This is a genomic window from Variovorax sp. P1_H12_2, assembly GCF_056405335.1.
The window spans coordinates 1-24,840 of the sequence record NZ_JBFUCI010000013.1 but is presented as its reverse complement, the minus strand read 5'-3'; the positions used below and the strand labels follow the sequence as shown (position 1 = coordinate 24,840).

General features: G+C 69.2%; 24 protein-coding genes. 12 read left to right on the top strand and 12 right to left on the bottom strand.

Annotation, left to right across the window (positions count from 1 at the left end; all coding sequences use genetic code 11):
• Positions 1 to 6 precede the first annotated feature (6 nt).
• Positions 7 to 408, bottom strand: coding sequence for a Cu(I)-responsive transcriptional regulator (cueR, locus tag AC1D2K_RS02970; protein ID WP_478086197.1), 402 nt, complete (start codon positions 406 to 408; stop codon positions 7 to 9).
• A 28-nt stretch (positions 409 to 436) separates the two neighbouring features.
• Positions 437 to 2,674, bottom strand: a complete 2,238-nt coding sequence (locus AC1D2K_RS02965) for a heavy metal translocating P-type ATPase (RefSeq protein WP_478086196.1) — start codon at positions 2,672 to 2,674, stop codon at positions 437 to 439.
• A 175-nt stretch (positions 2,675 to 2,849) separates the two neighbouring features.
• Here AC1D2K_RS02965 and AC1D2K_RS02960 point away from each other — a divergent pair, with 175 nt between their 5' ends.
• Positions 2,850 to 3,821 (top strand): JmjC domain-containing protein, encoded by a 972-nt coding sequence (locus AC1D2K_RS02960; RefSeq protein WP_478086195.1) that lies wholly within the window; start codon positions 2,850 to 2,852, stop codon positions 3,819 to 3,821.
• A gap of 10 nt (positions 3,822 to 3,831) precedes the next feature.
• On the opposite strand, the gene AC1D2K_RS02955 is transcribed toward AC1D2K_RS02960, so the two are convergent.
• Positions 3,832 to 5,109 (bottom strand): c-type cytochrome, encoded by a 1,278-nt coding sequence (locus tag AC1D2K_RS02955; protein ID WP_478086193.1) that lies wholly within the window; start codon positions 5,107 to 5,109, stop codon positions 3,832 to 3,834.
• Between the two features lie 6 nt (positions 5,110 to 5,115).
• Positions 5,116 to 5,823: a c-type cytochrome gene (locus tag AC1D2K_RS02950; RefSeq protein ID WP_478086192.1), complete on the bottom strand. Its 708-nt coding sequence runs from the start codon at positions 5,821 to 5,823 to the stop codon at positions 5,116 to 5,118.
• A gap of 114 nt (positions 5,824 to 5,937) precedes the next feature.
• Between AC1D2K_RS02950 and AC1D2K_RS02945 the strand changes: the two genes are divergently transcribed.
• A complete protein-coding gene (locus AC1D2K_RS02945) occupies positions 5,938 to 6,675 on the top strand; it encodes a DUF1345 domain-containing protein (protein ID WP_478086191.1) in 738 nt (245 codons plus the stop codon).
• Here AC1D2K_RS02945 and AC1D2K_RS02940 read toward each other — a convergent pair.
• Genes AC1D2K_RS02940 through AC1D2K_RS02930 form a run of 3 tightly spaced genes read right to left on the bottom strand, consistent with a single transcriptional unit; the run spans position 6,625 to position 9,640 of the window.
• The gene (locus tag AC1D2K_RS02940; RefSeq protein WP_478086189.1) at positions 6,625 to 7,590 is read right to left on the bottom strand and encodes a DMT family transporter; all 966 of its coding nucleotides are present in this window, start codon (positions 7,588 to 7,590) and stop codon (positions 6,625 to 6,627) included. The two genes, AC1D2K_RS02945 and AC1D2K_RS02940, sit on opposite strands and share 51 nt — an antisense overlap.
• Entirely contained in the window at positions 7,587 to 8,084 is a 498-nt protein-coding gene (locus tag AC1D2K_RS02935; RefSeq protein WP_478086187.1) for a methylated-DNA--[protein]-cysteine S-methyltransferase, read from the bottom strand. Before AC1D2K_RS02935 ends, AC1D2K_RS02940 begins: the two co-directional genes overlap by 4 nt.
• 5 nt (positions 8,085 to 8,089) lie before the next feature.
• Complete coding sequence (locus AC1D2K_RS02930) at positions 8,090 to 9,640, bottom strand: DNA-3-methyladenine glycosylase 2 family protein (protein ID WP_478086185.1); 1,551 nt, start codon at positions 9,638 to 9,640, stop codon at positions 8,090 to 8,092.
• 112 nt (positions 9,641 to 9,752) lie between these two features.
• Between AC1D2K_RS02930 and AC1D2K_RS02925 the strand changes: the two genes are divergently transcribed.
• From AC1D2K_RS02925 to AC1D2K_RS02910, 4 genes are all read left to right on the top strand, one after another.
• Entirely contained in the window at positions 9,753 to 11,135 is a 1,383-nt protein-coding gene (locus AC1D2K_RS02925; protein WP_478086184.1) for a phosphomannomutase/phosphoglucomutase, read from the top strand.
• 167 nt (positions 11,136 to 11,302) lie between these two features.
• A complete protein-coding gene (locus tag AC1D2K_RS02920) occupies positions 11,303 to 12,658 on the top strand; it encodes a 3-deoxy-D-manno-octulosonic acid transferase (RefSeq protein ID WP_478086182.1) in 1,356 nt (451 codons plus the stop codon).
• 187 nt (positions 12,659 to 12,845) lie between these two features.
• A complete protein-coding gene (locus AC1D2K_RS02915) occupies positions 12,846 to 13,808 on the top strand; it encodes a hypothetical protein (RefSeq protein WP_478086180.1) in 963 nt (320 codons plus the stop codon).
• Between the two features lie 41 nt (positions 13,809 to 13,849).
• The gene (locus tag AC1D2K_RS02910) at positions 13,850 to 14,266 is read left to right on the top strand and encodes an MAPEG family protein (RefSeq protein WP_478086178.1); all 417 of its coding nucleotides are present in this window, start codon (positions 13,850 to 13,852) and stop codon (positions 14,264 to 14,266) included.
• Here the strand turns inward: AC1D2K_RS02910 and AC1D2K_RS02905 are convergent.
• From AC1D2K_RS02905 to AC1D2K_RS02895, 3 genes are all read right to left on the bottom strand, one after another.
• Entirely contained in the window at positions 14,223 to 15,236 is a 1,014-nt protein-coding gene (locus tag AC1D2K_RS02905) for an AraC family transcriptional regulator (RefSeq protein ID WP_478086177.1), read from the bottom strand. The genes AC1D2K_RS02910 and AC1D2K_RS02905 overlap by 44 nt on opposite strands.
• A gap of 204 nt (positions 15,237 to 15,440) precedes the next feature.
• Positions 15,441 to 15,650: a hypothetical protein gene (locus AC1D2K_RS02900; RefSeq protein WP_478086175.1), complete on the bottom strand. Its 210-nt coding sequence runs from the start codon at positions 15,648 to 15,650 to the stop codon at positions 15,441 to 15,443.
• Positions 15,651 to 15,705: 55 nt separating this feature from the next.
• Entirely contained in the window at positions 15,706 to 16,542 is an 837-nt protein-coding gene (locus AC1D2K_RS02895) for an isocitrate lyase/PEP mutase family protein (RefSeq protein ID WP_478086174.1), read from the bottom strand.
• A gap of 173 nt (positions 16,543 to 16,715) precedes the next feature.
• Here AC1D2K_RS02895 and AC1D2K_RS02890 point away from each other — a divergent pair, with 173 nt between their 5' ends.
• From AC1D2K_RS02890 to AC1D2K_RS02870, 5 genes are all read left to right on the top strand, one after another.
• The gene (locus AC1D2K_RS02890; protein WP_478086173.1) at positions 16,716 to 17,582 is read left to right on the top strand and encodes a branched-chain amino acid ABC transporter permease; all 867 of its coding nucleotides are present in this window, start codon (positions 16,716 to 16,718) and stop codon (positions 17,580 to 17,582) included.
• Positions 17,582 to 18,589 carry a branched-chain amino acid ABC transporter permease gene (locus AC1D2K_RS02885; protein ID WP_478086171.1) on the top strand — a complete coding sequence of 336 codons (1,008 nt, stop codon included), beginning with the start codon at positions 17,582 to 17,584 and terminating at the stop codon, positions 18,587 to 18,589. Before AC1D2K_RS02890 ends, AC1D2K_RS02885 begins: the two co-directional genes overlap by 1 nt.
• The gene (locus AC1D2K_RS02880; protein WP_478086170.1) at positions 18,582 to 19,346 is read left to right on the top strand and encodes an ABC transporter ATP-binding protein; all 765 of its coding nucleotides are present in this window, start codon (positions 18,582 to 18,584) and stop codon (positions 19,344 to 19,346) included. The genes AC1D2K_RS02885 and AC1D2K_RS02880 overlap by 8 nt, the downstream gene beginning before the upstream one ends.
• Positions 19,333 to 20,040, top strand: coding sequence for an ABC transporter ATP-binding protein (locus AC1D2K_RS02875; protein WP_478086169.1), 708 nt, complete (start codon positions 19,333 to 19,335; stop codon positions 20,038 to 20,040). Before AC1D2K_RS02880 ends, AC1D2K_RS02875 begins: the two co-directional genes overlap by 14 nt.
• Positions 20,041 to 20,112: 72 nt before the next feature.
• Positions 20,113 to 21,273 carry an ABC transporter substrate-binding protein gene (locus AC1D2K_RS02870; RefSeq protein ID WP_478086168.1) on the top strand — a complete coding sequence of 387 codons (1,161 nt, stop codon included), beginning with the start codon at positions 20,113 to 20,115 and terminating at the stop codon, positions 21,271 to 21,273.
• Between the two features lie 19 nt (positions 21,274 to 21,292).
• Here the strand turns inward: AC1D2K_RS02870 and AC1D2K_RS02865 are convergent, their stop codons facing one another.
• Together AC1D2K_RS02865 and AC1D2K_RS02860 are read right to left on the bottom strand one after the other, a co-directional pair.
• A complete protein-coding gene (locus AC1D2K_RS02865; protein WP_478086166.1) occupies positions 21,293 to 23,152 on the bottom strand; it encodes an alkyl/aryl-sulfatase in 1,860 nt (619 codons plus the stop codon).
• A 127-nt stretch (positions 23,153 to 23,279) separates the two neighbouring features.
• Positions 23,280 to 24,263: a Bug family tripartite tricarboxylate transporter substrate binding protein gene (locus tag AC1D2K_RS02860; protein WP_478086165.1), complete on the bottom strand. Its 984-nt coding sequence runs from the start codon at positions 24,261 to 24,263 to the stop codon at positions 23,280 to 23,282.
• A gap of 97 nt (positions 24,264 to 24,360) precedes the next feature.
• On the opposite strand from AC1D2K_RS02860, the gene AC1D2K_RS02855 reads away from it, so the two are divergent.
• The coding region (locus AC1D2K_RS02855; protein ID WP_478086164.1) for a LysR family transcriptional regulator at positions 24,361 to 24,840 on the top strand (480 nt) is incomplete at its 3' end.

Genomic DNA, 24,840 nt, shown 5'->3' with positions numbered 1-24,840 from the left:
CGAGCCTCACTCCGCGAGCTCTTCGAGGATGGGGCAATCAGGCCGGTGGTCGCCGTGGCAGCAGTCGGCCAGCCGCTCCAGCGTCCGCTTCATCGCGCTCATCTCCTCGATCCGGCGGTGCAGGTCGGCCGCGTGCGTGAGCGCGATGCGCTTGACGTCCGCGCTGGCGCGGCCCTTGTTCTGCCACAGCTTCAGCAGTTCCGCGATCTCGGCCATGCTGAACCCAAGGTCGCGCGCGCGCCGGATGAAGCGCAGCGTGTGGACGTTGCTCTCGGTGTATTGCCGGTAGCCCGCGTCGGTGCGCGCGACCTCCGGCAGCAGGCCCAGCGATTCGTAGTGGCGCACCATCTTGGCCGAGACGCCCGAGAGGGCCGCGGCCTGGCCGATGTTGAAGGGTTCCGTGCTCATCGATCCATCTCCGTGCCGTGTGATGCGTTCATCGTGCCTGTCCTTTCCAGCGCCGCAGCAGCAGTGCATTGCTCACCACGCTCACGCTGCTGAAGGCCATCGCTGCGCCGGCGATCACCGGGCTCAGCAGCCCGAAGGCCGCCAGCGGAATCCCGACCACGTTGTAGGCGAAGGCCCAGAACAGGTTCTGGCGGATCTTGGCGTAGGTGCGGCGCGAGATGTCGATCGCGTCGCTGACCAGGGCCGGGTCGCCGCGCATCAGCGTGATCCCGGCCGCATGCATGGCGACGTCGGTGCCGGTGGACATCGCGATGCCGAYATCGGCCGCAGCCARYGCCGGYGCATCGTTGATGCCGTCGCCCACCATCGCGACGCGGACGCCGCGCGCCTTCAGCTGCCCGATGATCGCCGCCTTGTCCTCGGGCAGCACTTCGGCCCGGACCGTGTCGATCTTCAGCAGGCGGGCCACCGCCTCGGCGCTGCCGCGGTTGTCGCCCGAGACCAGCGCGGTGCGGATGCCCTGCGCATGCAGCCGCTCGATGGCCGCCGCGGCGCTGGGCTTGGGCTGGTCGCCGAACGCGAGCAGGCCGACCAGGGTGGGGCGGGCGCTCAGGTCGGCCAGCCACGAGACCGTGCGCCCTTCGGACTCCAGTTGCTGGGCACGCTCGCCGAGCCCGCCCAGCGGCACCGACAGCTCGCGCATGAAGCGGCTGCTGCCCAGGCGCAGCGCGCGGCCGTCGACGATGGCCGACACGCCGCGTCCCGCCACCGCCCGCACCTCGCTGGCCTGGCCGATCGCGACGCCGGCCTGGCGCGCGGCGTTCAGCACCGCGCGGGCGAGCGGATGCTCGCTGCCCGCCTGCAGGGTGGCGCTGGCGCGCAGCAGGACCTGCGCATCGCCGTCGACCGCCTCGCAGGCCACCAGTTCGGGGCGGCCCTCGGTCAGCGTTCCGGTCTTGTCGAAGGCGACGATCCCGACGCCGTGCGCCACCTCGAGCGCCTCGGCGTCCTTGATCAGCACGCCATGCCGGGCGGCGACGCCGGTGCCGGCCATGATCGCGGTCGGCGTCGCCAGCCCCAGTGCGCAAGGGCAGGCGATCACGAGCACCGCGACCGCGTTGAGGATCGCGGTTTCCCATTGGCCGGTGCCGAGGCCCCAGCCCAGGAAGGTCAGCAGCGCGATGCCGATCACCACCGGCACGAACACGCTGCTCACGCGGTCGACCAGGCGCTGGATCGGCGCTTTCTTCGCCTGCGCCGATTCCACCAGCCGCACGATGCGCGCGAGCGTCGATTCGGCGCCGACCGCGGTGGTGCGGACCAGCAGCAGGCCTTCGCCGTTGACCGAGCCGCCGGTCACCACGTCGGCCGCCTGTTTGGCGACCGGCAGGCTCTCGCCGGTGATGAGCGATTCGTCGACCTCGCTCATGCCCTCGATCACCAGGGCGTCGACCGGCACGCGCTCGCCCGGCCGGATCACGACCAGGTCGTCGATCCGGACTTGCGCCAGCGGCAGGTCCTGGTCGATGCCGTCGCGGCGCACGCGGGCCCGGTCGGGCCGCAGCGCATGGAGTGCGCGGATCGCCTCGGTGGTCTGGCGCTTGGCCCGCGTCTCCAGCCACTTGCCCAGCAGCACCAGCGTGATGACCACCGCCGAGGCTTCGAAATAGAGGTGCGGCATGCCATGGGCAGCGTGCGCGAGCAGCAGGTACACGCTGAGTCCATAGGCGGCCGTCGTCCCGAGCGCCACGAGCAGGTCCATGTTGCCGGCGCGGGCCTTCAGGGCCTTCCATCCCGAACGGTAGAAGCGCGCGCCCAGCCAGAACTGCACCGGCGTGGCCAGCGCGAGCTGCACCCAGCCGTCGAGCATCCACGCCTTGCCGAACATCAGTCCGAGCATCGGCAGCACCAGGGGCGTGGAGAGGAGCGCAGCCGCGATCACGGGCCAGGCGTCGTGGCGGCGGTCGGGCCTGGCCGCTGCTGCTTCGGAAGCGGCGGGGCCCGCGGACGATGGGGCTTCTTCCTCGCCGACGCTGTAGCCGGCCTTCTCGACCGCGCGACGCAGGGCGCCGAGCGCGACGGAGCCGTCGGCGCGCACGTTGGCCGCTTCGGTTGCGAGGTTGACGCTGGCTTCCGTCACGCCGGGCACGGTCGCCAGGGAACGCTCGACGCGGGCGACGCAGGACGCGCAAGTCATTCCTTCGATCGGCAGCGAAAACTCCTGGAAGCCGGCTGCGCCAGGCGATATCGCCAGGCTGTTGTTCATTGATTGCTCCTGTCTTTCGAACCTCGATGAACGAGGAATGGAGGAAGTATCAACCTTCCCATCATGGGAGGGTCAAGCGCGTTCCGTGCGCGCCGTCCGTTCGCCATACCTCGGTCGAAAGTTAGTAATTTGTTGTTACATGGTTTATGCTGCGCTGGGTAAGGAGATGCCTGCCATGGGTGCGAGCGAGATCGAACAGATGATGTCCACGACCACCGACTGCCGCATATGGGTGGACGACCCTGCCGGCTTCACGACCCGCAAGGTGGGCAGGTTCCACCACAACTACCACCGGCATCCGCTGTTTCAGCTGCCTGAACTCGAGGCGTTGGCCAAGGAGTTGATGCCCTTGAAGCAGTGCCGCTTCGTCAGGCAGGGCGTGACGCAGGCATCTGCCTTCGCGCACGCCAGCGAGCACCCCGACGGGCGCGGCATCGAGGACGTCTTCAGGCGCATCGAGGAGCCGGGTTCGTGGATCGCGCTCTACGATGTCGAAGCCGTTCCGCGCTACCAGGCCCTGCTCGACGGCATCCTGGACCCCATGCGCGAGATCGTCGAGCGCGAGCAGCCGGGCATCTTCCTGGTGACCGGCTTCATCTTCATTTCCGCCCCGCCGTCGGTGACGCCGTTCCATATCGACCGCGAGAACAACTTCTGGCTGCAGTTGCGCGGTTGCAAGGTCATGAACGTCTGGGAAGCGACCGACCGGGTCGTGGTGCCGGCGCCCGAGGTGGAGGACTTCATCGTCAGCGGTTCGCTGCGAAACGTCCGGCTCAAGGAAGAGTTCAGGTCGCGCAGCCACCAGTTCGACACCCAGGCGGGGGACGGCATCTACTTCCCGAGCACGTCGCCGCACATGACGCGCTCGGATCCCGACTGGACCAAGCCGGGCGACGGCGTCGCGATCTCGATCGGAGTGACCTTCTATACCTCGGCCACGCGCAAGGCGGCGCGCGTGCACCAGCTCAACCGCGTGTTGCGCAGTTGCGGGCTGTCGCCGGCCTACCCGGGCGAGTCCGCCGTTTCGGACGGGATCAAGGCGCCGATCGGCAGGGCGATCGGCGCGGGGCTTGCTTCCCTGTCCCGGATCATGGCGCCCATCGGTCGCTTGCGCCGCTTCGCGAATCCGCCTCCCGGCTCGTTCTGAAGGCGCCGCGTCACCGGCGCATCATGTCGCGCGCCGAGAGCGCCGGCGCGTCGTTGCCCCAGGAGGCGCGCACGAAGGTCAGCACGGCCGCGACGTCGCTGTCGTCGAGCACCTGATTGAAAGGCGGCATGCCGTAGGGACGCGGATTGCCTGCGGTGGCGGGCAGGAAGCCGCCGTGGCGCACGATCTGGATCAGGTTGGCCGTGGAATCCATCAGCACGGCCCGGTTGCCGGCGAGCGCGGGATAGGCGTCCTGGGCGCCCTGGCCCACGTCGCCGTGGCAGTAGGCGCAACGCTGGTCGTAGATCTTCGCGCCGCGTTCCATCACGCGGGCGTCGCGGCGCACGGACGGCGCGGCCGGTGTGGCCGGCGGCGGGTCCGCTTCCGGCAGCGCCTTCAGGTACAGCGCCATGGCGTGCAGGTCGGCCGGGTCCAGGAACTGGGTGCTGCGGAACACCACGTCGGCCATTGGGCCCATGACCGAGCCGCGCGGCGAGTGGCCGGTCTTCAGCAGCGCCACGATGTCGTGCGGGTCCCAGTCGGCGACGCCGGCTTCCCGCCGCGAGGTCAGCGAGGGCGCATACCAGTTCTCGACCGGGATCAGCCCGCCCGACAGGCCGAGTTTCTCTTCGGTGGCGCCGAGCACGTTGCGCGTGCCGTGGCAGGCGATGCAGTGGCCGAGGCCCTCGACCAGGTAGGCGCCGCGGTTCCATTCGGCCGGCTTGGCCGGCTCGGGGACGAAGGTGCCCGGCGCGAACGACAGCGCGCGCCAGACCGCCAACGCGGCCTGGGTGTCGTAGGGGAAGCGCAGCTTGTGCGCAAGGTTGGGCGCCGGTGCCGGCGGAATGCTCTGCAGGTAGGCGAAGATCGCGTCCGAATCCTCGCGCGTCACGCGCGTGAAGCTCGGGTACGGAAAGGCCGGGTAGAGCAGCCGCCCGTCCTTCGAGCGGCCGTTGTGCATGGCGCGCCAGAAGTGCGCCGGGCTCCAGCTGCCGATGCCGGCCTTCGGATCCGGCGTGAGATTGCCCGAGAACACGGTGCCGAAGGGCGTCTCGATGCCGACGCCACCCGCGTACGCGGCGCCGCCGCGCGTCGTGTGGCAGCCGGCGCAGTTGCCCGCCAGCGCCAGGTAGCGGCCGCGCTCGATCTGCGCCGCGGTCGGGGTGACGGGCGTTGCCGCGATGTCGGGCAGCGTGTCCTCGCCGCGCAGGTTGAGCGCCACGATGGCCACGGCGGCCAGCAGCACGAGGATGGCCAGGGAGGCCAGGAAATAGAAGAAGCGTCGCATGGCGGATCAGCGGTTCATTGCGCTGCAGGGCGTGGGCAGCGGGCCGGGCAGCGCGGCCAAGGGACGGGTGTCCGCGGGCACGGGCTGCAGCGCCAGCCAGCTGGTCACGGCGTTGATGTCGGCGGTGGTGAGTTTCTTGCCCACCTCGGCCATGCAGTCGGGCGCCCGCGCGTGGCGATCGTTGGTGAGCCAGGCACCGAGCTGGGAGGACAGATAGAGGCGCGGCAGGCCGACCAGCCCCGGAATGCCCGGCTGAACGCCCGTGAGCGCCTGGCCGTGGCATTGGGCGCAGGCCGGAATGCCGCGCGCCGCATCGCCCTGGAACACCAGCGTCTTGCCGCGCGCCAGCATCTCGGGCGTGGCATCGGTGGTGGCGCGAACCGGCGGATACGGCAGCTCGAGGCCGGCGAAATAGGCCGCGAGTTCGCTCAGGTAGGCGTCCGACAGGTGCTGCACCATGTGCGACATGTCGGAGTTGAAGCGGCGGCCGTCCCGGAAGCTCTGCAGCTGATTGAACAGATAGCCCTCGGGCTTGCCCGACAGGCGAGGGAAGTAGCCGCCGTCGATGCTGGCGCCCTCGCGCCCGTGGCAGGCGATGCAGGCGGCGGCGCGCTGCTCGATGGTGTCGGGGACGTGCATCGGCGCCGGGGCGGCCGGTGCTGCCAGGCTCCAGGCGGCGAGCAGCAGGGTCTGCAGGAGGCGGAGAGGTTTCATGCGTGGCGAAATTTTTTTAACCATCGACTGTCGGCGATCGGTGATGAAAAGAACAGGCGCAGTGTGACGCGAATCGATCGGATCAGTTGCGCGGCGACCGGCTAAAGTCGCCCCATGCGGTCCCGATTCCTCCAGACGCCCGGCTGGCTGCGGCTGCTGTTCGGCGCCGTGGTCGGCCTGGGCGTTGCCTTTGGCCTCGGGCTGCTGCCCGGGCCGCTCGACGGCGTGGCGCGCGGACTGCTTGGCTGGTGCAGCGGGGCCGCTGTCTACCTGTTGCCTGCCTGGTGGCTGGCCGAGACCTGCAATGCCGAGCGCACCCGTTCGCGCGCCCAGTCCCAGGACCAGCCGAATGCGCTGATCCTGGCCATCATGGTGAGCGTGATCGGCGTCAGCATGGTGGTGATCGCGATGTTGCTGCAGCGGGTGCCGCAGTTGTGCGGCGCGCAGCGCATCGGCCACGTCGCGCTCGGCCTCGTGGCGCTCACGGGCTCGTGGCTCATGATCCACACGATCTATGCCTTTCATTACGCGCACCGCTTCTACCAGGCGGAAATGGAGCCCAGGCCGCAGGGACCGGGGCTCAAGTTCCCGGGCAAGCTGGAGCCGGACTACTTCGACTTCCTCTATCACTCCTTCGTGGTCGGCATGACCTCGCAGGTGTCCGACGTGCAGGTCACCTCGCGCGAGATGCGGCGCATCACGCTGGTGCACGGCGTGCTGTCCTTCGCCTTCAACATGCTGGTGCTCGCGCTGTCCATCAATGTCGTGGCGTCCTCGATGCAGGGCAGTCCGGGTGGCGGCTCAGCCGGCAGCGGTGCCGCGGCGGCCCAGCTTGACCAGTCCTGTCGATAGCGCGACGCCGCAGACGATCACCACCGCGCAGATCAGCATCCACTGCGTGATCTGCTCGCCCAGGAACACCGCGCCGTAGAACAGCGCGAACACCGGCACCAGGAAGGTCACGGTGAGCGCGCGCGCCGGTCCGGCCCGCTCGATCAGCCGGAAGAACAGGATGTAGGCCAGGCCGGTGCAGGCGGTGCCCACCGCCACCAGCGCCAGCCAGGCCTTCAGGCTGGGCATCTGGGCGGGCCACAGCCAGGCGGCGGGCAGCGCCAGCGCCAGGGTGGCGCCGATCTGGCTGCCGGTCGCGGTCGCCATCGCCGGCACGCCGGCCAGGTGCTTGCGCGTCAGGTTGGCCGAGAAGGCATAGCAGATGCAGGCCGCCAGGCAGGCCCCGATGGCCCAGAGCGCGGCGCTCTCGTCCGCGCCCGAATGGAAGCCGGCGCTGCGCCCGGCCAGCATTGCCACGCCGGCGAAGCCGATCACCAGGCCGAGGATGCGCGAGCGGTCGGGCCGGTCCTTGAACCAGGCCCAGGCGACCAGGGCGCCGAACATCGGCACCGTGGCGTTGAGGACCGCCGCGAGGCCGCTGTTGATGGTCAGCAGGGCGAACGAGAAGAAAGCGAAGGGCAGGCCGGAATTCAGGATGCCGATGCCCAGCGCGGGCTTCCAGTGCTGCCTGAAGGCGGACCACTGGCCGCGCAGGAACAGCAGCGGCAGCAGGAACAGCATCGCGATCGCGACCCGCACCGCGGCGGTCGGGAGGGCGCCGAACTCGGCCGCGCCGATGCGCATGAAGAGGAACGAAGAGCCCCACAGCGCGCCGAGCAGCACCAGGTCGAACAGCCAGGCCCGGCTGGCGGAAGGGGCAGGCGAGGCCGTCGTGGATCGCTCGGGCGCGGCTGCGCTGCATTCGCCTTCGCTCACAGCGCGCCTTCCAGTTCCAGCAGCGCCGCCTTGCGATCGAGCCCGCCGGCATAGCCGGTCAGGGAGCCGTCGGCGCCGAGCACGCGGTGACAGGGCACGATCACGCTGATCGGGTTGCGCCCGACCGCCGCGCCCACCGCGCGCACCGCGGCCGGATTGCCGACGCCGGCGCTCAAGGCGCCGTAGCTGGTGGTCTGGCCGGCCGGGATGGCGAGCAGCGCCTGCCACACCGACTGCTGGAACGCGGTGCCGTGGGACAGGTCCAGCGGCAGGTCGAAGTGTTCGCGCCGGCCGGCGAAGTAGTCGCCCAGCTGTGCCGCGGCTTCGCGCAGCACCGGGTGCGCAGGGTCGGTCTGCCAGCCGCTCATGTCGGGCCAGTGGCGCTGGCGGTCGAACCAGGCGCCGGCCAGGCCCTGGTCGGTGGCGGCCAGCGTGATGCCGCCGAGCGGGCTGTCGATGTGGGTGCTGTAGAGCGTCGCGGTCTTGAACTTCATGGCATTCAGGCGATGGCGCCGGTGCGGGTTCGGGAATCGGCGGTCGCGTCGACCGTCGGGGAGGGAGCGGGACGCTGCCAGGCGCGCAGCACGGCATAGCCGCGCCAGGGGCGCCAGGCCAGCGAGGCCTCGGCCGCGGCGCGCGCCGAACCGACGCCGAGCGCTTTCTGCAGCGCCACGTCGCCGGCCGGGAAGGCGTCGGGCCAGCGCAGCGCGCGCATCGCGATGTACTGGGCGGTCCAGTCGCCGATGCCGGGCAGCGCCTGCAGCGCCGCGAGGGTGGCGGGGACGTCGGCGCCGGCGTGCAGCGTGAGCCGGCCTCCGAGCACCTCGTGCGCCACGGCCAGCAGCGCGGCCTGCCGCTGGCGCACGATGCCGAGCCGGCCCAGTGCATCGCTGCTGGCGCCGGCGATGGCCGCGGGCGTCGGGAACAGGCGGTCCAGCCCATCGATCGGCGTCGCGATCGGCTCGCCGAAGGCCTCGACCAGCCGCGAGCCCAGCGTGCGTGCCGCGGCCACCGTGATCTGCTGGCCCAGCACGRCGCGCACCGCGAGCTCGAAGCCGTCGACCGTGCCCGGCACGCRCAGCCCGTCGCCGTCGGGGAAGCTGGCATGCAGCGCGCTGTTGATCGCCATCGGCTCGGCGTCCAGGTCGAGCATTGCGCGCACGCGGCTGATCACGGTCGGCAGCACCGCGGCGAGCGAATCGCCCACGCGCAGCAGGAGCTGCTCGCGCGCGGGGTCGAAGCGCAGCTGCAGCCAACCCGCGAGGCTGCGGCCGCCCTGCGTCACGCGCAGTGTGCGCGCGAGCTGCGGCCTGCCGCCCGGGTCGGTCGACAGCTCGACGCCGCGCAGCGCCCGGCGAGCGAAGAATCCCAGCATCGCCTGGCTGTCGTAGGGCGGACGAAAGCCCAGCCGCACGTCGACCGATTCGCCCTCGCGGCCGCCGCTCGCGGCGCCGGCGCGGCGCAGGGCGCTCGGATTCAGGCCGTAGTGCGTGAGGAAGGCGGCGTTGAAGCGGCGCACACTCGCAAAGCCGCTGGCCAGCGCGACCTGCGTCATCGGCAGCCGGGTGTCGGCGATCAGCTGCTTGGCGGCCAGCAGGCGGCGCGTCTGCAGGTACTGCAGCGGCGAGACGCCGAACTGGCTTTCGAAGATGCGGCGCAGGTGGCGGTCGCTGACGCCGAGCCGCTCGGCGATACGGGCCGCGCCGGGCCCGTCATCGCTCCAGGCATCGGGCTCGTCGATCAGGCGCGCGGCCTGCAGCGCCAGGATGCGCGAGGCATCCTCGGTCGACCAGCTCGCGGCCCGCGGCGCCAGTTCGGGCCGGCAGCGCAGGCAGGGCCGGAAGCCCGCGGCCTCGGCCTGCGCCGCGTGGCGGAAAAAGCAGCAGTTCTCGCGCCGCGGCAGCTTGACGCGGCAGACCGGACGGCAGTAGATGCCGGTGGAGGTCACGCCGGTGAAGAAGGAGCCGTCGAAGCGTGCGTCGTGGGCCTTCAGGGCCAGGTAGCAGGCGTCGCTTTCGAGTCCGGCGGTGAAGGCGGGGGCGGCTGGCATGCAACGATGATACGGCCGCACCTGTGCAAGAGTAGCCATTTCCGGACATCTGGCTCCCTGAGGGCATGCCTACAATGTTCTACGTTTTTGGAACTTTCAGGGGATAGCTTTCATGCAGCTCAGCGCATCGATCTTCAAGGCCTACGACATTCGCGGCGTGGTGCCCGCCACGCTCGACGCGAAAGTCGCCGAAGCGCTCGGCAGGGCCTTCGGCAGCGCCGCGCGCGCGGCGGGCGAGAAGGCGGTGGCCGTCGGCCGCGACGGCCGGCTGTCGGGGCCGGCACTGGTCGAGGCGCTGATCGAAGGCCTGGTTGCCACCGGCATCGAGGTGATCGACGTCGGCGCGGTCACCACGCCGATGCTGTATTTCGCGGCGCACACGCTGTGCCGCAGCGGCATCCAGGTCACCGGCAGCCACAACCCGAAAGACTACAACGGCTTCAAGATGGTGCTGGCCGGCCGCGCGATCTACGGCGACGAGATCCAGGACCTGCGCCGGGTCATGGAAGCCGGCAGCGCGAAACTCGCGCCCGGCGGCAGCGTGCGCAAGGTCGATGTGACCGAGGCCTACACGCAGCGCATCGTCGGCGACATCAAGCTGGCGCGGCCGCTGAAGATCGTGGTCGATTCCGGCAACGGCATCGCGGGCGCCTCGGCCCCCGCCATCCTGCGCGCCATCGGCTGCGAAGTGACCGAGCTGTTCAGCGAGGTCGACGGCGAATTCCCCAACCACCATCCCGATCCGAGCAAGCCCGAGAACCTGAAGGACCTGATCGCCGCGCTGCAGTCGGGCGATGCCGAACTGGGCCTGGCCTTCGACGGCGACGGCGACCGCCTGGGCATCGTCACGAAGGACGGCAGCAACATCTATCCCGACCGCCAGATGATGCTGTTCGCGCAGGACGTGCTGTCGCGGGTGCCGGGCGGCACCATCGTGTACGACGTCAAGTGCTCGCAGCGCCTGGGCCCGGCGATCGAGGCCGCGGGCGGCAAGCCGCTGATCTACAAGACCGGGCATTCGCTGATCAAGGCCAAGATGAAGGAGATCGACTCGCCGCTGGGCGGCGAGATGAGCGGCCACATCTTCTTCAAGGAGCGCTGGTTCGGCTTCGACGACGGCACCTATGCCGGCTGCCGCCTGCTCGAGATCCTCAGCAAGAGCCCGAATGCGAGCGATGTGCTCAATGCCTTGCCGACCAGCTTCTCGACGCCCGAACTCAACGTCGCCTGCGCCGAGGGCGAGCCCCACGCCGTGGTCGCCCAACTGGTCGAGAGCGCGAAGTTCGCGCCGCCGGCGCGGGTCTCGACCATCGACGGCGTGCGGGTCGACTGGCCCGACGGCTTCGGCCTGGTTCGCGCATCGAACACCACGCCGGTGCTGGTGCTGCGCTTCGAAGGCCAGACCGAGGCCGCGCTGCATCGCATCGAGGGCGAGATGCTGGCGCTGCTGCGCAGCGCCAAGCCCGATGCGAAACTCGCGGCGGCCGCGCACTGAGATGACGCTCACCCCCGAAGCGCCTTGCGGCGCCGCCCCCTCAAGGGGGCAACACCAGCGGCCCGGCAAAGCCGGTTCCGCGGTGTTCCTGGCCTTTGGCTGCGCCGGTTTCATGCGTCGTGGGTCATGCGATCACCTGATGACGAACTGACATCGATACGGACAACGTGCGTTCCCTGCTCTTGCGCCTCTACGGCGCCTTCACCACCCTGGCCCAGCCGCTGGTACGGCGCAAGCTGCGCCGCCGCGCCGTGGCCGAACCGGGCTATGCCCATGCGGTCGAGGAGCGCTTCGGCCACTACGACGAGGCGGCGGTCGGCACCGGCTGGTGCTGGATCCATGCGGTCTCGCTCGGCGAGGCGCGCGCCGCCGGCATCCTGATCACCGAGCTGCGCCGGCAATACCCGGGCATTCCGATCCTGCTCACCAACGGCACGGCGACCGGCCGCGAGGAGGGCGCCAAGCTGCTGGAGCCCGGCGACCTGCAGGTCTGGCAGCCGTGGGACGCGCCGGGTGCGGTGGCGCGCTTCCTCGATCGCTTTCGCCCGCGCATCGGCGTGCTGATGGAAACCGAGGTCTGGCCCGAGATGACCGCCGCCTGTACCGAGCGCGGCATTCCGCTGGTGCTGGCCAACGCGCGCCTGAACGAGAAGTCGCTGGCCGGGGCCGAGCGGCTCGCCTGGCTGGCGCGGCCCGCCTACTCGGCGCTGGCGGCCGTGTGGGCCCAGACCGAAGCCGATTCGCATCGCCTGGTGTCGCTGGGTGCCAAGGTCTCGGGCGTGTTCGGCAACCTCAAGTTCGATGCCACGCCGGATCTGCGGCAGCTCAACGCGGCGGCCAAGCTGCGCACGCAGCTGCCGCGGCCGATCGTGGTCTTCGCGAGCTCGCGCGACGGCGAGGAGCGGCAATTGCTCGAGGTGCTCAAGCGCTTCGGCGCCCTGGCGCCGGTGCCGCCCGAACAGGAGGCGATCCAGTCGATCGCGCGGCGCGTGCACGATGTGCAGTGGATGATCGTGCCGCGGCATCCGCAGCGCTTCGACGAGGTCGCGGCGCTGGTCGAATCGCACGGCTTCGCGGTCGCGCGCCGCAGTGCCGCGGGGGCGCCGACCGAAGCCGAGATCTGGCTCGGCGATTCGCTGGGCGAGATGGCGCTCTACTACGGCCTGGCCGATGTCGCGCTGCTGGGCGGCAGCTTCGAGCCGCTGGGCGGGCAGAACCTGATCGAGGCCGCCGCCTGCGGCTGCCCGGTGATCATGGGACCGTCCACCTTCAATTTCGCCGAAGCCGCCGAACTCTCGCTCGCGGCCGGCGCCTCGCAGCGCGTTGCCGACATGGAACACGCGGTGACGGCGGCGCTCAAGYTGACCGAGAACCCCGAGCGCCGCGAGGCGATGGCGCAAGCCGCGCTGGCCTTCGCCAACGCGAACCGAGGTGCGGCCGAGCGCACCGCGACCGCGCTGCTGGCGATCGCGGAGGCCGCCTCGCCGGTCGGCGAGGAGCGGGCGGAGCCGCGGCTGGAGTAGGGCTGAATCACCGCGGGACTGTGGGGCATCGGGGCGGGCTCACGCCGACGGTGTGCGATGGGTCCGGCGCGGACTTGGCACCGGCGCGCCCGGATCAACGGGCAAGATTTGCGGACGCGTGGCCCGACTTGCTTCACGTCGCGCTTCGATCATGGAGGCTCCTTCAACGACTTTGAAAGAGGCCATCATGGAAACCGTCACCTCCGCGAACCAGTACTCGAAGGTCATCGCGAATTCCAAACGCATCCGCTGGGACATCGACAACGACGTCATCCGTGGCCGGCGATTCGATTTCGAGAAGACGTTCCTGCCGGCCGGCCTGTCGCTGGTGAACGAGCTGGATTTCATGACGCCCGATGCCCAGCGTCTGCTGAGCCAGGTGCAGGGTCGAAGCTACGCCTACATCTTCGGCCTGGTGGAGCGCTTCATCGGCGCCAAGGTGCTCGAGATCAGCCGGCAGCACGCGCTCGGCGACCAAATGGCCCTCGAGGCCCTGGTCCGCATGGCCGACGAGGAACTGAAGCACCAGGAGTTGTTCCGGCGCATGGAAACGATGATGGCCGCCGACATGCCGGCGGGATACGTGGCAACGGCCGATCCCAATGCCGTCGCGACAGCCGTGCTGAGCAAGAGCAGCTGGTCGGTCCTTGCGCTGACTCTGGACATCGAGCTCTTCACGCTGGCTCACTATCGCGCCAGCATCGAACCGCGGGACGACCTGTGCGAACTGTGGAAAGACGTCTTCCTGGCCCACTGGAAAGAGGAGTCGCAGCACGCCGTGCTGGACGAACTCGAGTTCCTTCGCGAGGACGCGCGCCTGAACGCCGCCGAACGCGACGCGGCCGTCGGCGACCTGATCGACCTGGTCGTGGCGGTCGACGGCATTCTCCAGGCTCAGGCGCGCGCCGATGCGACCTACTTCGAGTCGATGGCGGGCAAGCACTACGCCGATGCGCAACGAACCGCCATCGGCGAGGGGATCCTGAAGGCGTATCGCTGGCAGTACATCGTGTCGGGCGTGACGGCGCCGCGCTTCCAGAAGGTGCTCTTCAGCGTTCTCGATGACCGGCAGGTTGCCAGGGTGACGGATGCGCTCGGGCCGCTGCTCTACGCGATGCCCACGCCATCGTCCGCGGCGCTTCCCCAGTAGGGCGTCGCCATGCCCATCAGGGTCCACAACAGGAGACCGAGATGCTGCCGGAATTGATGCTGATGGGCTTCGCCGCCTGGACCCTGATCCTCCTGCTCACGACCGTGGGCGCCTACCGGTTGAGCCGGGTCTTCCGCGGTCGGGCGGGAATGGGCGATTTCCGGGCCGATCATGTCGAGGGGCAGGACTGGTACGTGCGCGCCATGCGCGCGCATGCGAACTGCGTCGAGAACCTGCCGGTGTTCGCGGTACTGGTCTTTGCGTTGCGCGCCTTCGGCATCGCCGATCCCGCGGTGGATGCGCTGTGCGTGGTCATCCTGGCGGCGCGGATCCCCCAGTCGCTGGTCCACGTCTGCTTGGCCCAGACGGATCGGGTGGTGTCGGTGCGCTTCACGTTGTTCTTCGTTCAGTTCCTCAGCTTCGGTGCGCTGATCGCATGGATCGCTTTCGGTCGTTGAGTTCAGACGGACCCTTGAGGTTGTGCTCGCGGCGCCAGGATGCCGGGGACATGCCGAATTCGCGCCTGAAGGCGCGGCTGAAGGCGGTATCGGTTTCATAGCCGACTTCCAGCGCGATGTGCATCATGCTCAAGGCGCTGCGTCGCAGCAGGTTCGACGCGAGCGCCATGCGCCACTTGCCGAGATATTGGATGGGGGGTTGTCCGACGAAGTGAGTGAATTTCTCGGCGAGAACCGACCGTGATGTTCCGGCCTCGCGTGCAAGGCTCTCGAGCGTCCACTGACTCGCCGGCTTCTCGTGCATGAGGGCGAGGCACTTGCCGACGGTGCGATCGCGCAAGCCCGCGAGCCAACCGGTCTGGCCCTCGGGCATCTGGGAAATGTATCGGCGCAATGTCTCGACCACCAGCACCTCGGACAATTTGGCCAGCACGCCTTCGCCACCGGGTTGCGTGGAAGCGGCCTCCGCCACCGCGTAGACAAAGGAACGCTCCACCCAGTCGGTCTTTTCGTCGTTCCTGAGCCTGACCGTCAACACCCTGGGCAGCGCCGCCAGGACCGGTCGGCAAAGGATCGGATCGCATGACAGATAGCCGCAGATGAAGCGGGTCGGCTCGCCGCCGCCGCCCAGCTGCAGTTCGTCGGGCCGCTCGCGCAACAGCGCACGCACGTCGAGCAGCGGCCCGGGCCCGGCCCGCCCTGACGAGGCCATCGTGTGGGCATCGCCATGCGGAAACAGGATGATGTCGCCGGCTTGCAGGTCCAGCGGCGGCATGCCGTCGAGCTTCACGGTGCACGAACCGTCCACGAAGAAATGGTAGAACAGCAGGCGCTCGGATCCCGCATTGATCTGCTTGGCCACCGCGTCCGCTTCCGGCGAAGCAAAACACCAGGGTGCGGTGAATCTGGCGTTGAAGAAGATCGCGCTGTTGAACTGCAGGATCTTCAAGACCTCGGACAAGGCATCCATATCGAATTCGCCTCCGCGGGAGCGTCGTCATTTGACCACCTTTCACCCGTATCGGGTGTCAAGGGGCGGTGAATCAGAAAGCGCGAACGACTCCAGTGGCGCGTCCGTCGGTGGCCTCGGCACGCGCGCCGAACCCCGAACGCCCCTTTCGAGTTTCAGCCGCGTCTCTTGGATCGCGCAAGGCACACCGCAATCGGGTGGAAATCAGCGCCTGAGCGATTCCGGCCGATGGGGCGGCGGCAGCAGGTAGCCGTCGCGGTAGAGGCCCTGGACCAGGCCGCTGACCCGGTCGTTGGAACGGGCCGTCACGAACTCCCGCTCGGAGGTCTGGTAGACCACGATGGTGCCGGGAAAGCGCTTGCTCAGCGTGCGGGCGACGCCGGTCGCCTGGCTGGAGGTCGGGTAGGTGTTCATGAGAACCTTATCGGCATCCCGCCTGAATGCTGAAGGGCGCGGCAGGCCCTTCGCCTCAAGGCTGCCGGTCCGCGGTCTTGAAGAACGCGTTGAGTTCGTTGCCGGATGCGGCGTCGGCGAAGCCGTCGAAGCGCCCCTGCTCGGCGATGCCGCGCGCGGCCCGAATGAACCCGCCCCAGGCCGAGCGCGCCATGGCGCCGCCGACGCTGACCCTGCGCACGCCGAGCGCCTCGATGTCCTGCAGCGTGAAGTCGCTGGCCGCTCCGACCAGCAGGTTGACCGGCTTCGGCGCCACCGCGGCCACCACGGCGGCGATCTGTTCGCGCGTGCGAATGCCCGGCGCGTAGAGGCAATCGGCGCCGGCTTCCGCATAGGCCTTCAGGCGGGCGATGGCGTCGTCCAGGTCGGGGCGTCCGGCGAAGAAGTTCTCCGCCCGCCCCACCAGCAGGACATCGCCGCCGGCCTCGTCGATGGCCGCGCGCGCGGCGCGCATGCGCGCGACCGCGACGTCGATGTCATGCAGCGGATGGGCGGGGTCGCCGGTCGAGTCCTCGATCGACAGCCCCGCCACGCCGGTGGCCGCCGCCATCCGGACGCTCTCTGCAACGCCTTGCGGATCGGCGCCGAAACCGCTCTCGAAGTCGGCGTTCACGGGCAGGTCGGTCGCCGCCACGATGTCCCGCAGATGGGCCAGCACCGCGTCGCGCGAGAGGGCGCCGTCGGGCCGGCCCTGCGACCAGGCACAACCCGAACTGGTGGTCGCCAGCGCCTTGAATCCCAGGCCTTCGAGATAGCGCGCGCTGCCCACGTCCCAGGGATTGGGCAGCACGAAGAAGCCCTTGGCGTGGAGGGCGCGAAAGTCGGTGCGTTTGTCGGCAATGGTGCGTGTCATGGAAGCCTCCTGGCGCCGCATTCTGCACCCTACCGCCGGGTAGGAGCGCGAGTCTCCAAGGCGACGCGGACCCCGGAGAAACCTTAGTCGGCGTCATCGGACTCCCTTCCACAATGGCCCGGCGCGTTCGATGCCGYCGCGGCTGCATCGCCTGGGTCACACCGAGGAATCATGTGGAAATGTTCTTTCAGCAACTCCTGAACGGCCTCACCGTCGGGGGCGTCTACAGCCTGGTGGCGCTGGGCCTGACGCTGGTCTACGGCATCCTGCACGTGCCGAACTTCGCCCATGGCGCGTTCTACATGTCGGGCGCCTTCGCAGGCTACTACCTGATGGCCAAGCTGGGCCTCAACTACTGGCTGGCGATGGCCGGCGCGGCGGCCATCGTGGCGGCGATCTCGATGCTGACGCAGCGGCTGGTGTTCCACCCGCTGCGCAACGCGCCGGAACTGCACGACATGATCGCGGCCATCGGCGTGCTGCTGTTCCTCGAGGCCGGTGCGCAGGCCCTGTTCGGGGCCGACTTCCACCGCATGCCCACGCCCTACGGGCAGGTCGTCGAGGTCTTCGGCCTCACGGCGCCCCTGCAGCGGCTGCTGATCATCGCCGGCGCCTTCGGCCTCATGGTGCTGCTGCACCTGTTCCTGAACCACACGGTGATCGGCTCGACCATCATCGCGATGGCGCAGAACCGCGACGGCGCCGCGCTCGTCGGCATCGACGCCACGCGCGTGACGCTGCTGGTGTTCGCGATCTCGGGTGCGCTGGCCGCGGTCGCCGCGGTGCTCTATGCGCCGATCAACCTGGTGTACCCGGCGATGGGCAACCTGGTGATCACCAAGGCCTTCGTGATCATCATCCTGGGCGGCATGGGCAGCTTCCCGGGGGCCATCGTCGGCGGGTTGATCATCGGCATGGCCGAGAGCTTCGGCGGCTTCTACTTCTCGACCGACTACAAGGACATCATCGCCTTCGTGCTGCTGGTGGTGATCCTGTCGTTCCGCCCGCAGGGCCTGTTCACCGCGAAAGGAGCGCGCTGATGAACTGGCTCCAAGGAAAGACCGGCTGGGCCCTGCTGGCCGCGGCGGCGCTCGTGTTCCCGCTGTTCGCGCAGAACAACTACCTGATCTCGGTGGCGACGCAGGCCTTCATCATGGCAATCGCCGCGCTGGGGCTGAACCTCATCACCGGCTACACCGGGCAGTTCAATCTGGCGCACGGCGCCTTCATGGCGGTCGGCGCCTACACGGTGGGCATCCTGACGGTCGACCACCAGGTGCCGTTCTGGATCGCCTTCATGGCGGCCGGCCTGGTGACCGCGGTGCTGGGCTTCTTCATCGGCCTGCTGTCGCTGCGGCTCAAGGGCCATTACTTCTCGATCTTCACGCTGTGCGTGAGCTACATCATGTTCCTGCTGATCGAGAAGTGGGAGAGCCTGACCCACGGGCCGGTCGGCATCATGGGCATCCCGGCGCCGACCGGCATCGGGCCGCTGCAGTTCGGCACGCCGCTGTCGCAGTACTACCTGGTGCTGGCCTTCCTGGCGCTCGGGCTCTGGATCATGGCGCGCATCGTGCGCTCGCTGCTGGGCCGCAGCTTCATGGCGGTGCGCAACAGCGACGACCTGGCCGAGGCGCTGGGCATCGACCTGATGCGCACCAAGACGCTGTCCTTCGTGCTGTCGGTGGTCTATGCCGGCTTCGCCGGCGCGCTGTACGCGGGCCAGGTGCGCTTCCTCGGCCCCGACCTGGCGAGCGAAGCCGTGACCTTCGACCTCGTCATGTTCGTGCTGGTCGGCGGCATCGGCACGCTGCTCGGGCCGCTGCTCGGCACCTTCCTGGTCACCTGGCTCACGCAGAGCCTTCAGTTCCTGCAGGACTACCGCATGGTGGTGTTCGGCCCGGTGCTGATCGCCCTGATCATCTTCCTGCCGGACGGCATCGTCGGCACCTGGCTCAAGCGCCGGGCCCAGCGCGCGGATGCGGCGAAGGCGGCCCAGGCGGACCGCACGGGCGCGGTCGCCCAGGAGGCGCAGACCCATGCTTGAAATCGAATCGCTGACCAAGCAGTTCTTCGGGCTCACCGCGGTCGACAACGTGTCGACCCGCTTCGAACGGGGCCAGGTGAGCGCCATCATCGGACCCAACGGCGCCGGCAAGACCACCTTCTTCAACCTGGTGGCGGGCACGCACAAGCCGAGCTCGGGGCGCATCCGCTTCAACGGCCAGGACGTGACCGGCATGCGGCCCGATCACGTGGCGCGGCTGGGCATCGCGCGCACCTTCCAGACCACCCACCTGTTCGACCACGCCACCGTGCTCGACAACCTGATCGTCGGCCACCGCCTGCGCACGAAGTCGGGCCTGTGGGACGTGCTCGCCAACACGCGCCGGCTGCAGCAGGAAGAGCGCCTGTGCCGCGACAGGGCGCAGGAGGCGCTCGATTTCGTCGGCCTGTCGCATGTCGCCCACCGCATCGCGGCCGACATCACGCAGGAGGAGCGCAAGCGCGTCGCCTTCGCGCTGGCGCTGGCCACCGACCCGGAGTTGCTGCTGCTCGACGAGCCGGCCGGCGGCGTGAACCCCGAGGAGACCGTGGGCCTCGCGGTCCTGATCCGCAAGCTGGTGGACCACGGCAAGACGGTCTGCCTGATCGAGCACAAGATGGACATGATCATGCGACTGGCCGACAAGATCGTCGTGCTCAACAACGGCGCCAAGATCGCCGAAGGCACGCCGGAGCAGATCCGGCGCGACCCGCAGGTGATCGAAGCCTACCTGGGAGCCGACCATGTTGCGGTTTGACGGCGTCGACCTGCACTACGGCAGCTTCCGCGCGCTCTCCGGCGTGACGCTGCACGCGGCACCGGGCGAGCTGGTGGTGCTGCTGGGCGCCAACGGCGCCGGCAAGACCTCGATCTTCATGGCCGCCAGCGGCATCCACAAGCCGAGCGCCGGCAGCATCCGCTTCGGCGAGCGCGAGCTGGTCGGCCAGCGGCCGGCGCAGATCGTCGCCTCGGGGCTGGTGCATTGTCCCGAGGGCCGCAAGCTGTTCCCGATGATGTCGGTGAAGAAGAACCTCGTGCTCGGCGCCTACGTGCACCGGCGCGACACGGCCGGCATCCAGCGCTCGCTCGACGAGGTGTTCGAGCTCTTCCCGGTCCTCGCGCAGAAGCAGGACCATCCGGCCGGCTCGCTCTCGGGCGGCCAGCAGCAGATGGTGGCGATCGGCCGCGCCTTGCTCGGCCGGCCGAAGCTGCTGCTGCTCGACGAGCCCTCGCTGGGCCTCGCGCCGCTGATCGTCAAGCAGGTGTTCGAGGTCATCCAGCGCATCAACCAGGCCGGCACCACGGTGCTGCTGGCCGAGCAGAACGCGTACTCGGCGCTGGCCATCGCGCACCGCGCCTACGTGATCGAGCGCGGCCACATCGCGCTCGAAGGCGACCGCGACTCGCTGCTGCACAACGAGGCGGTGCGCGCCGCTTATATCGGAGCCTGAGACCTTGCTCTGTCCTCAACCGATCAGAACCCATCCCTTCATTGCATCGTTCAACCACCTGGAGACACCCGTATGAAAAGAAACGCCTTGCCCCTCGTCGCCGCGCTCGCGGCTGCCTTCGGCGCCGGCGCCGCATTCGCGCAGGACACCGTCAAGATCGGCTTCACCGGCCCCTTGAGCGGCGGCGCCGCGCTGTACGGCAAGAACGTGGTCAACGGCATGGAGATGGCCATCAAGGAGATCAACGCCGCGGGCCTCGAGGTCGCCGGCAAGAAGGTCAAGCTCGAGCTGGTGGCGCTGGACGACAAGTACGCGCCGGCCGAGGCCGCGATCAACGCCCGGCGCCTGGTGCAGCAGTACCAGAGCCCGGCGGTGTTCGTGCCGCACTCGGGCGGCATCTACGCGATGCAGGCCTTCAACGAGCAGGAGAAGTTCATCGTGATGGCGTACTCGAGCACGCCGAAGATCACCGAGACCGGCAACAAGCTCACGATCCGCATCCCGCCGACCTTCAACTCCTACATCGAGCCCTTCACGAGCTACGAGATGAAGAAGTTCGGCAAGAAGGTCGGCATGCTGCCGGGCGACCACGAGTACGCCAAGAACTGGACCCAGCTCTTCGGCCCGGCCTGGGAAAAGGCCGGCGGCACGATCGCCTCCAACAACCCGATGTCCTACAACCGCTCGGCCGACTTCTACAGCGGCGTGAGCCGCGTGCTGGCCGAGAAGCCCGACGTGCTGTTCGTCGGCGGCCCGTCGGAGCCGACCGCGCTGGTGGTCAAGCAGGCGCGCGAACTGGGCTTCAAGGGCGGCTTCCTGATCATGGACCAGGCCAAGCTGGACGAGATGGCGAAGGTCACCGGTGGCCTGGCGCCGCTCGAGGGTTCGATCGGCGTATTGCCGGTCTCGTATGACGAACGGGTCGGCCCGAAGACATTCGCCGCGGCCTACCGCAAGGCCTATGGCGCCGACAAGGACCCGACCACCGAGTCTTCCTACAACTACACGCTGACGCACGCGCTGGCCAGCGCCATGAAGCTCGCCGGCACCACCACCGATGCGGCCGCGATCCGCGCCAAGATCGGCGAGGCGCTCACCAAGATGGCGAAGGAAACCAACGCCGGCGAGTTCAAGGGCGTCGATGCCGTCGGCGGCACCATCGTCGACCCGCTGGTCGCCACCGTCGAAGGCGGCAAGATCAAGCCGGTGAACCTGAGCGAGCTGGCCAAGTAGCGGCCTGCCGCCCGCGGTCTCAGGGTTCGACGACGTTGAACATCGGTTCGAACTCGTCGAGCATGCCGAGCAGCGCGTAGACCCGCGACGCCTCGCCCTCCACCGCGATCTGGCCGGCCTCGATGCCGCTCGCGATCGCGGCCGCGATGCCGGACTCATCGGCGAGCAGGCCGGCGAGCCGGTCGCGGCTCACCGCGATGGAGGCGTCGGCGGCGGCGCCGGGCTCGCAGCGCCGGTAGGTCAGGGCGGCGTTGGCCAGCGTCAGCATCCAGGACTCGCCGGCGTCGACGATGTGCCAGGCGAGGCCCAGGTGGTGGCCGCTCGCGCGTTCGGCGACCAGCCGGATCGCCAGGCAGTCGAGGAACATCTCCATCGGCACCGCCTTCAGCAGGTCGTAGCTCAGGCTGCGGCGCTTCGCCGCCGGCACGCCCAGGCGCAGCTCGCGCGCCGCCAGCAGGTAGGCGTTGCGCCAGGTCGCCGATTCGCTGGCGAAGCCCAGCGCCTCGAGCGACGCCGCACAGAGCGCGCGCGCGGCCTGGTTGCCGGGCTCGGCGAACACCAGATGGCTCGTGACCTCGGCGACCCAGCGGTGCTCGCCGCGCTGGAAGTCGGCCTGCGCGCGTTCGAGCAGCGCGGCAGCACCGCCCATGTAGGCCACGTAGCGCGTGCCGGCCTCGACCGGCGGCAGCGCATGCAGCCGCGACGGGTTGCCGTCGTACCAGCCCAGGTAGTGCTGCACCACGGCCTTGACGTTGTGCACCAGCGTGCCGTAGTAGCCCTGCGCATGCTCGACGTCGACCAGCTCGGGCGGCAGCCGCAGCGCTTCCGCGATCTCGATCGCGGTCTGCCCCTTGTTCATGAGCCGCACGGTCTGGTCGTGCACGTATTTGTAGAGGTCGCGTTGCTGGGCGATGAAGCGCGTCAGCGTGTCGTTGCCCCAGGTGGGCCAGTTGTGCTGCGCGAAGACCACGTCCGAATGCGGCGCGAACTCGTGCAGCGCCTCGTCGAGGTAGCGCGACCACAGGCGCGCATCGCGCACCTGGGCGCCGCGCAGCGGACACAGGTTGTGCATGGTGTGCTGGCCCAGCTCGGCGAGGTTCAGCGCCCGCAGCTGCGGAAAGAAGAAGAACATCTCCGATGGCGCCTCGCTCTCGGGGGCCAGCGCGAAGACGATCTCGACGCCGTCGACCACGTGGCGTTCGCGCTCCTTCTCGATCGTGCGGGTGGGCGGGATCAGGGTCACGGTGCCGTGCGGCAGGCTCTTGCCGAGGCCGCAGTCGACCTGGCCGCAGACGCCACGCTGCAGCGTGTGGCCGAACTGGAACTGCGAGCGCCGCGACATCGCATTGCCGGCGATCATGTTCTCGGCCACGGTGTGCCAGAGGAAGCCGGCCGGCGCGATGATCGGCACGCCCAGGCGAATCGCCTCCTGCTCGTCGATGACGCCGCGCACGCCTCCGAAATGGTCGACATGGCTGTGGCTGTAGATCACGGCCGTGACGGGCCGGTCGCCGCGCTGCTCGCGGTACAGCCTGAGCGCCGCCGCCGCGGTCTCGGCGCAGGTCAGCGGGTCGATGAGGATGACGCCGCGCTCGCCCTCGACGATCGTCATGTTGGCGAGGTCGAAGCCGCGCACCTGGTAGATGCGCTCGCACACTTCGAACAGGCCGTGCGTCATGTTGCGGCGGGCCTGCTGCCAGAGACCGGGGTGTACCGTCGGCGCCGGTTCTTCGGCTTCGAGGAACTCGTAGCCGGCCAGGGTCCAGACGACGCGCCCGGCGGCGTCGCGGATCTCGGCGTTCGGCCAGGTCGCGACGAAGCCGCGGGTGGTGGGGTCTTCGAGCTCGACGTCGTCGAGGAAAGCGTTGGTCGTCTGCATCGTTGTCTCAAGGTCCAAGTGAAGGGCTCCGCAATGCGGGGAATACCGCGGAACCGGCTTTGCCGGGCCGCTGGTATTGCCCCCTGGAAGGGGGTGGGCGGCTACACGAAGTGAGCCAACCTGAGGGTCAGTCCAATCTGGCGCCCGAGACTTTGACAAGCCGCTCCCACACCGGCCAGGCGGCGTCGTAGCTCTGGTGGAACTGCTCCGGCGTGCTGCCCATCGGCGCCATGCCCAGCATCTCGAAGCGCTTGACCAGCTCGGGCGAGGCCAGCGCCTGCTGCGCGGCCTGCTGCAGCCGCGCGACCACCGGCTTCGGCGTGCCCTGCGGCACGGCCAGCGCGAGCCAGCCCGACATCCGGTACTCGGCATCGGCGAAGCCCGCCTCGGCGAAGGTCGGCAGGTTCGGCATCTGGAGCATGCGCTGCTCGCCGGTGATCGCGAGCGCGCGCAGCTTGCCGCCGTCGAGGTAGGGCTTGGCCGAGACGATGCTCGCGAAGGTGAAGCTGAGCTGGCCGCCGACCAGGTCCTGCAGCATCGGCGCCTCGCCCTTGTAGGCGATGTGCGTGATGCCGGCCTTCCAGGACTGCGCCATGTGCGCGCAGGCCAGGTGCGGGTACGAGCCCGCACCCCACGAGCCGCAGTTGCCGCCGGCGGCCGAGCCGCGCATCTCGCGCTGCAGGTCGGCGACGTTCTGGATCCGCGACGCCGCCGGCACCAGCAGCATCAGCGGCGCGGTGGCGATCTGCGTCACCAGGGCCAGTTCCTTGTGCGGGTCGTAGGGCAGCTTCTCGTAGAGGAACTGGTTGGTCAGGAGCGACTGCGTGAGCCCGACCAGCACCGTGTAGCCGTCCGGCGCCGCCTTGGCCACCGCCGTGGTGCCGAGGATGCCGCCGGCGCCGGGCTTGTTGTCGATGATCACCGGCTGGCCGAGCTGCCGCGTCATCTGCTCGGCCAGCGAGCGCGCGACCACGTCCGTGCCGCCGCCGGCCGCATAGGGCACGACCATCGTCACGGCCTTGCGCGGATAGTCCGGCGACTGGGCCTGCGCCTGCCAGCCGAGGCCCGCCAGCAGGAGGCCGGCCAGCCGCCACTTGATTGCCGTCTTCATCGCGTCTCCTTCATTGCTTGAATGGCGCCTATTCTGGGCAATGGAGAATCTGATAGCCAATGCAAAATAGGGCTTTCAATTTGTACTGGAGCRCAAAATGCAGCTGCGCCAGCTTCAGCACCTGATCGCGCTCGCCGAGCAGGGCAGCTTCGGCCGCGCCGCCGAGGCGGTGCACCTGTCGCAGCCGGCGCTGTCGCGCAGCATCGACAAGCTCGAGGAAGACCTGCAGGCGCGGTTGGTCGACMGTGCCTACGGCCAGGTGCGCTTCACCGCCGCGGGCGAGCTGGTGCTGGCACGCGCCAGGGAGCTCATGGCCGATGCCGCGCAGGTGCGGCGCGACGTCCTGCTGCTGCAGGGCCWGTCGACCGGCAGCCTGCAGGTGGGGCTCGGCCCCTTCGCCGCCGGCATGCTGGGCCGGCCGGCCCTGTCGCTGATGACGCAGCGCTATCCGCAGCTCGTGGTGCGCATCGAGGTGGCCGATCCCAATTCACTGTGCGATCGGCTGCACCGGCGCCAGCTCGACCTGTTCGTCGCCGATACGCGCGACCTGAAGAAGCAGCCGGGGCTGCAGATGAAG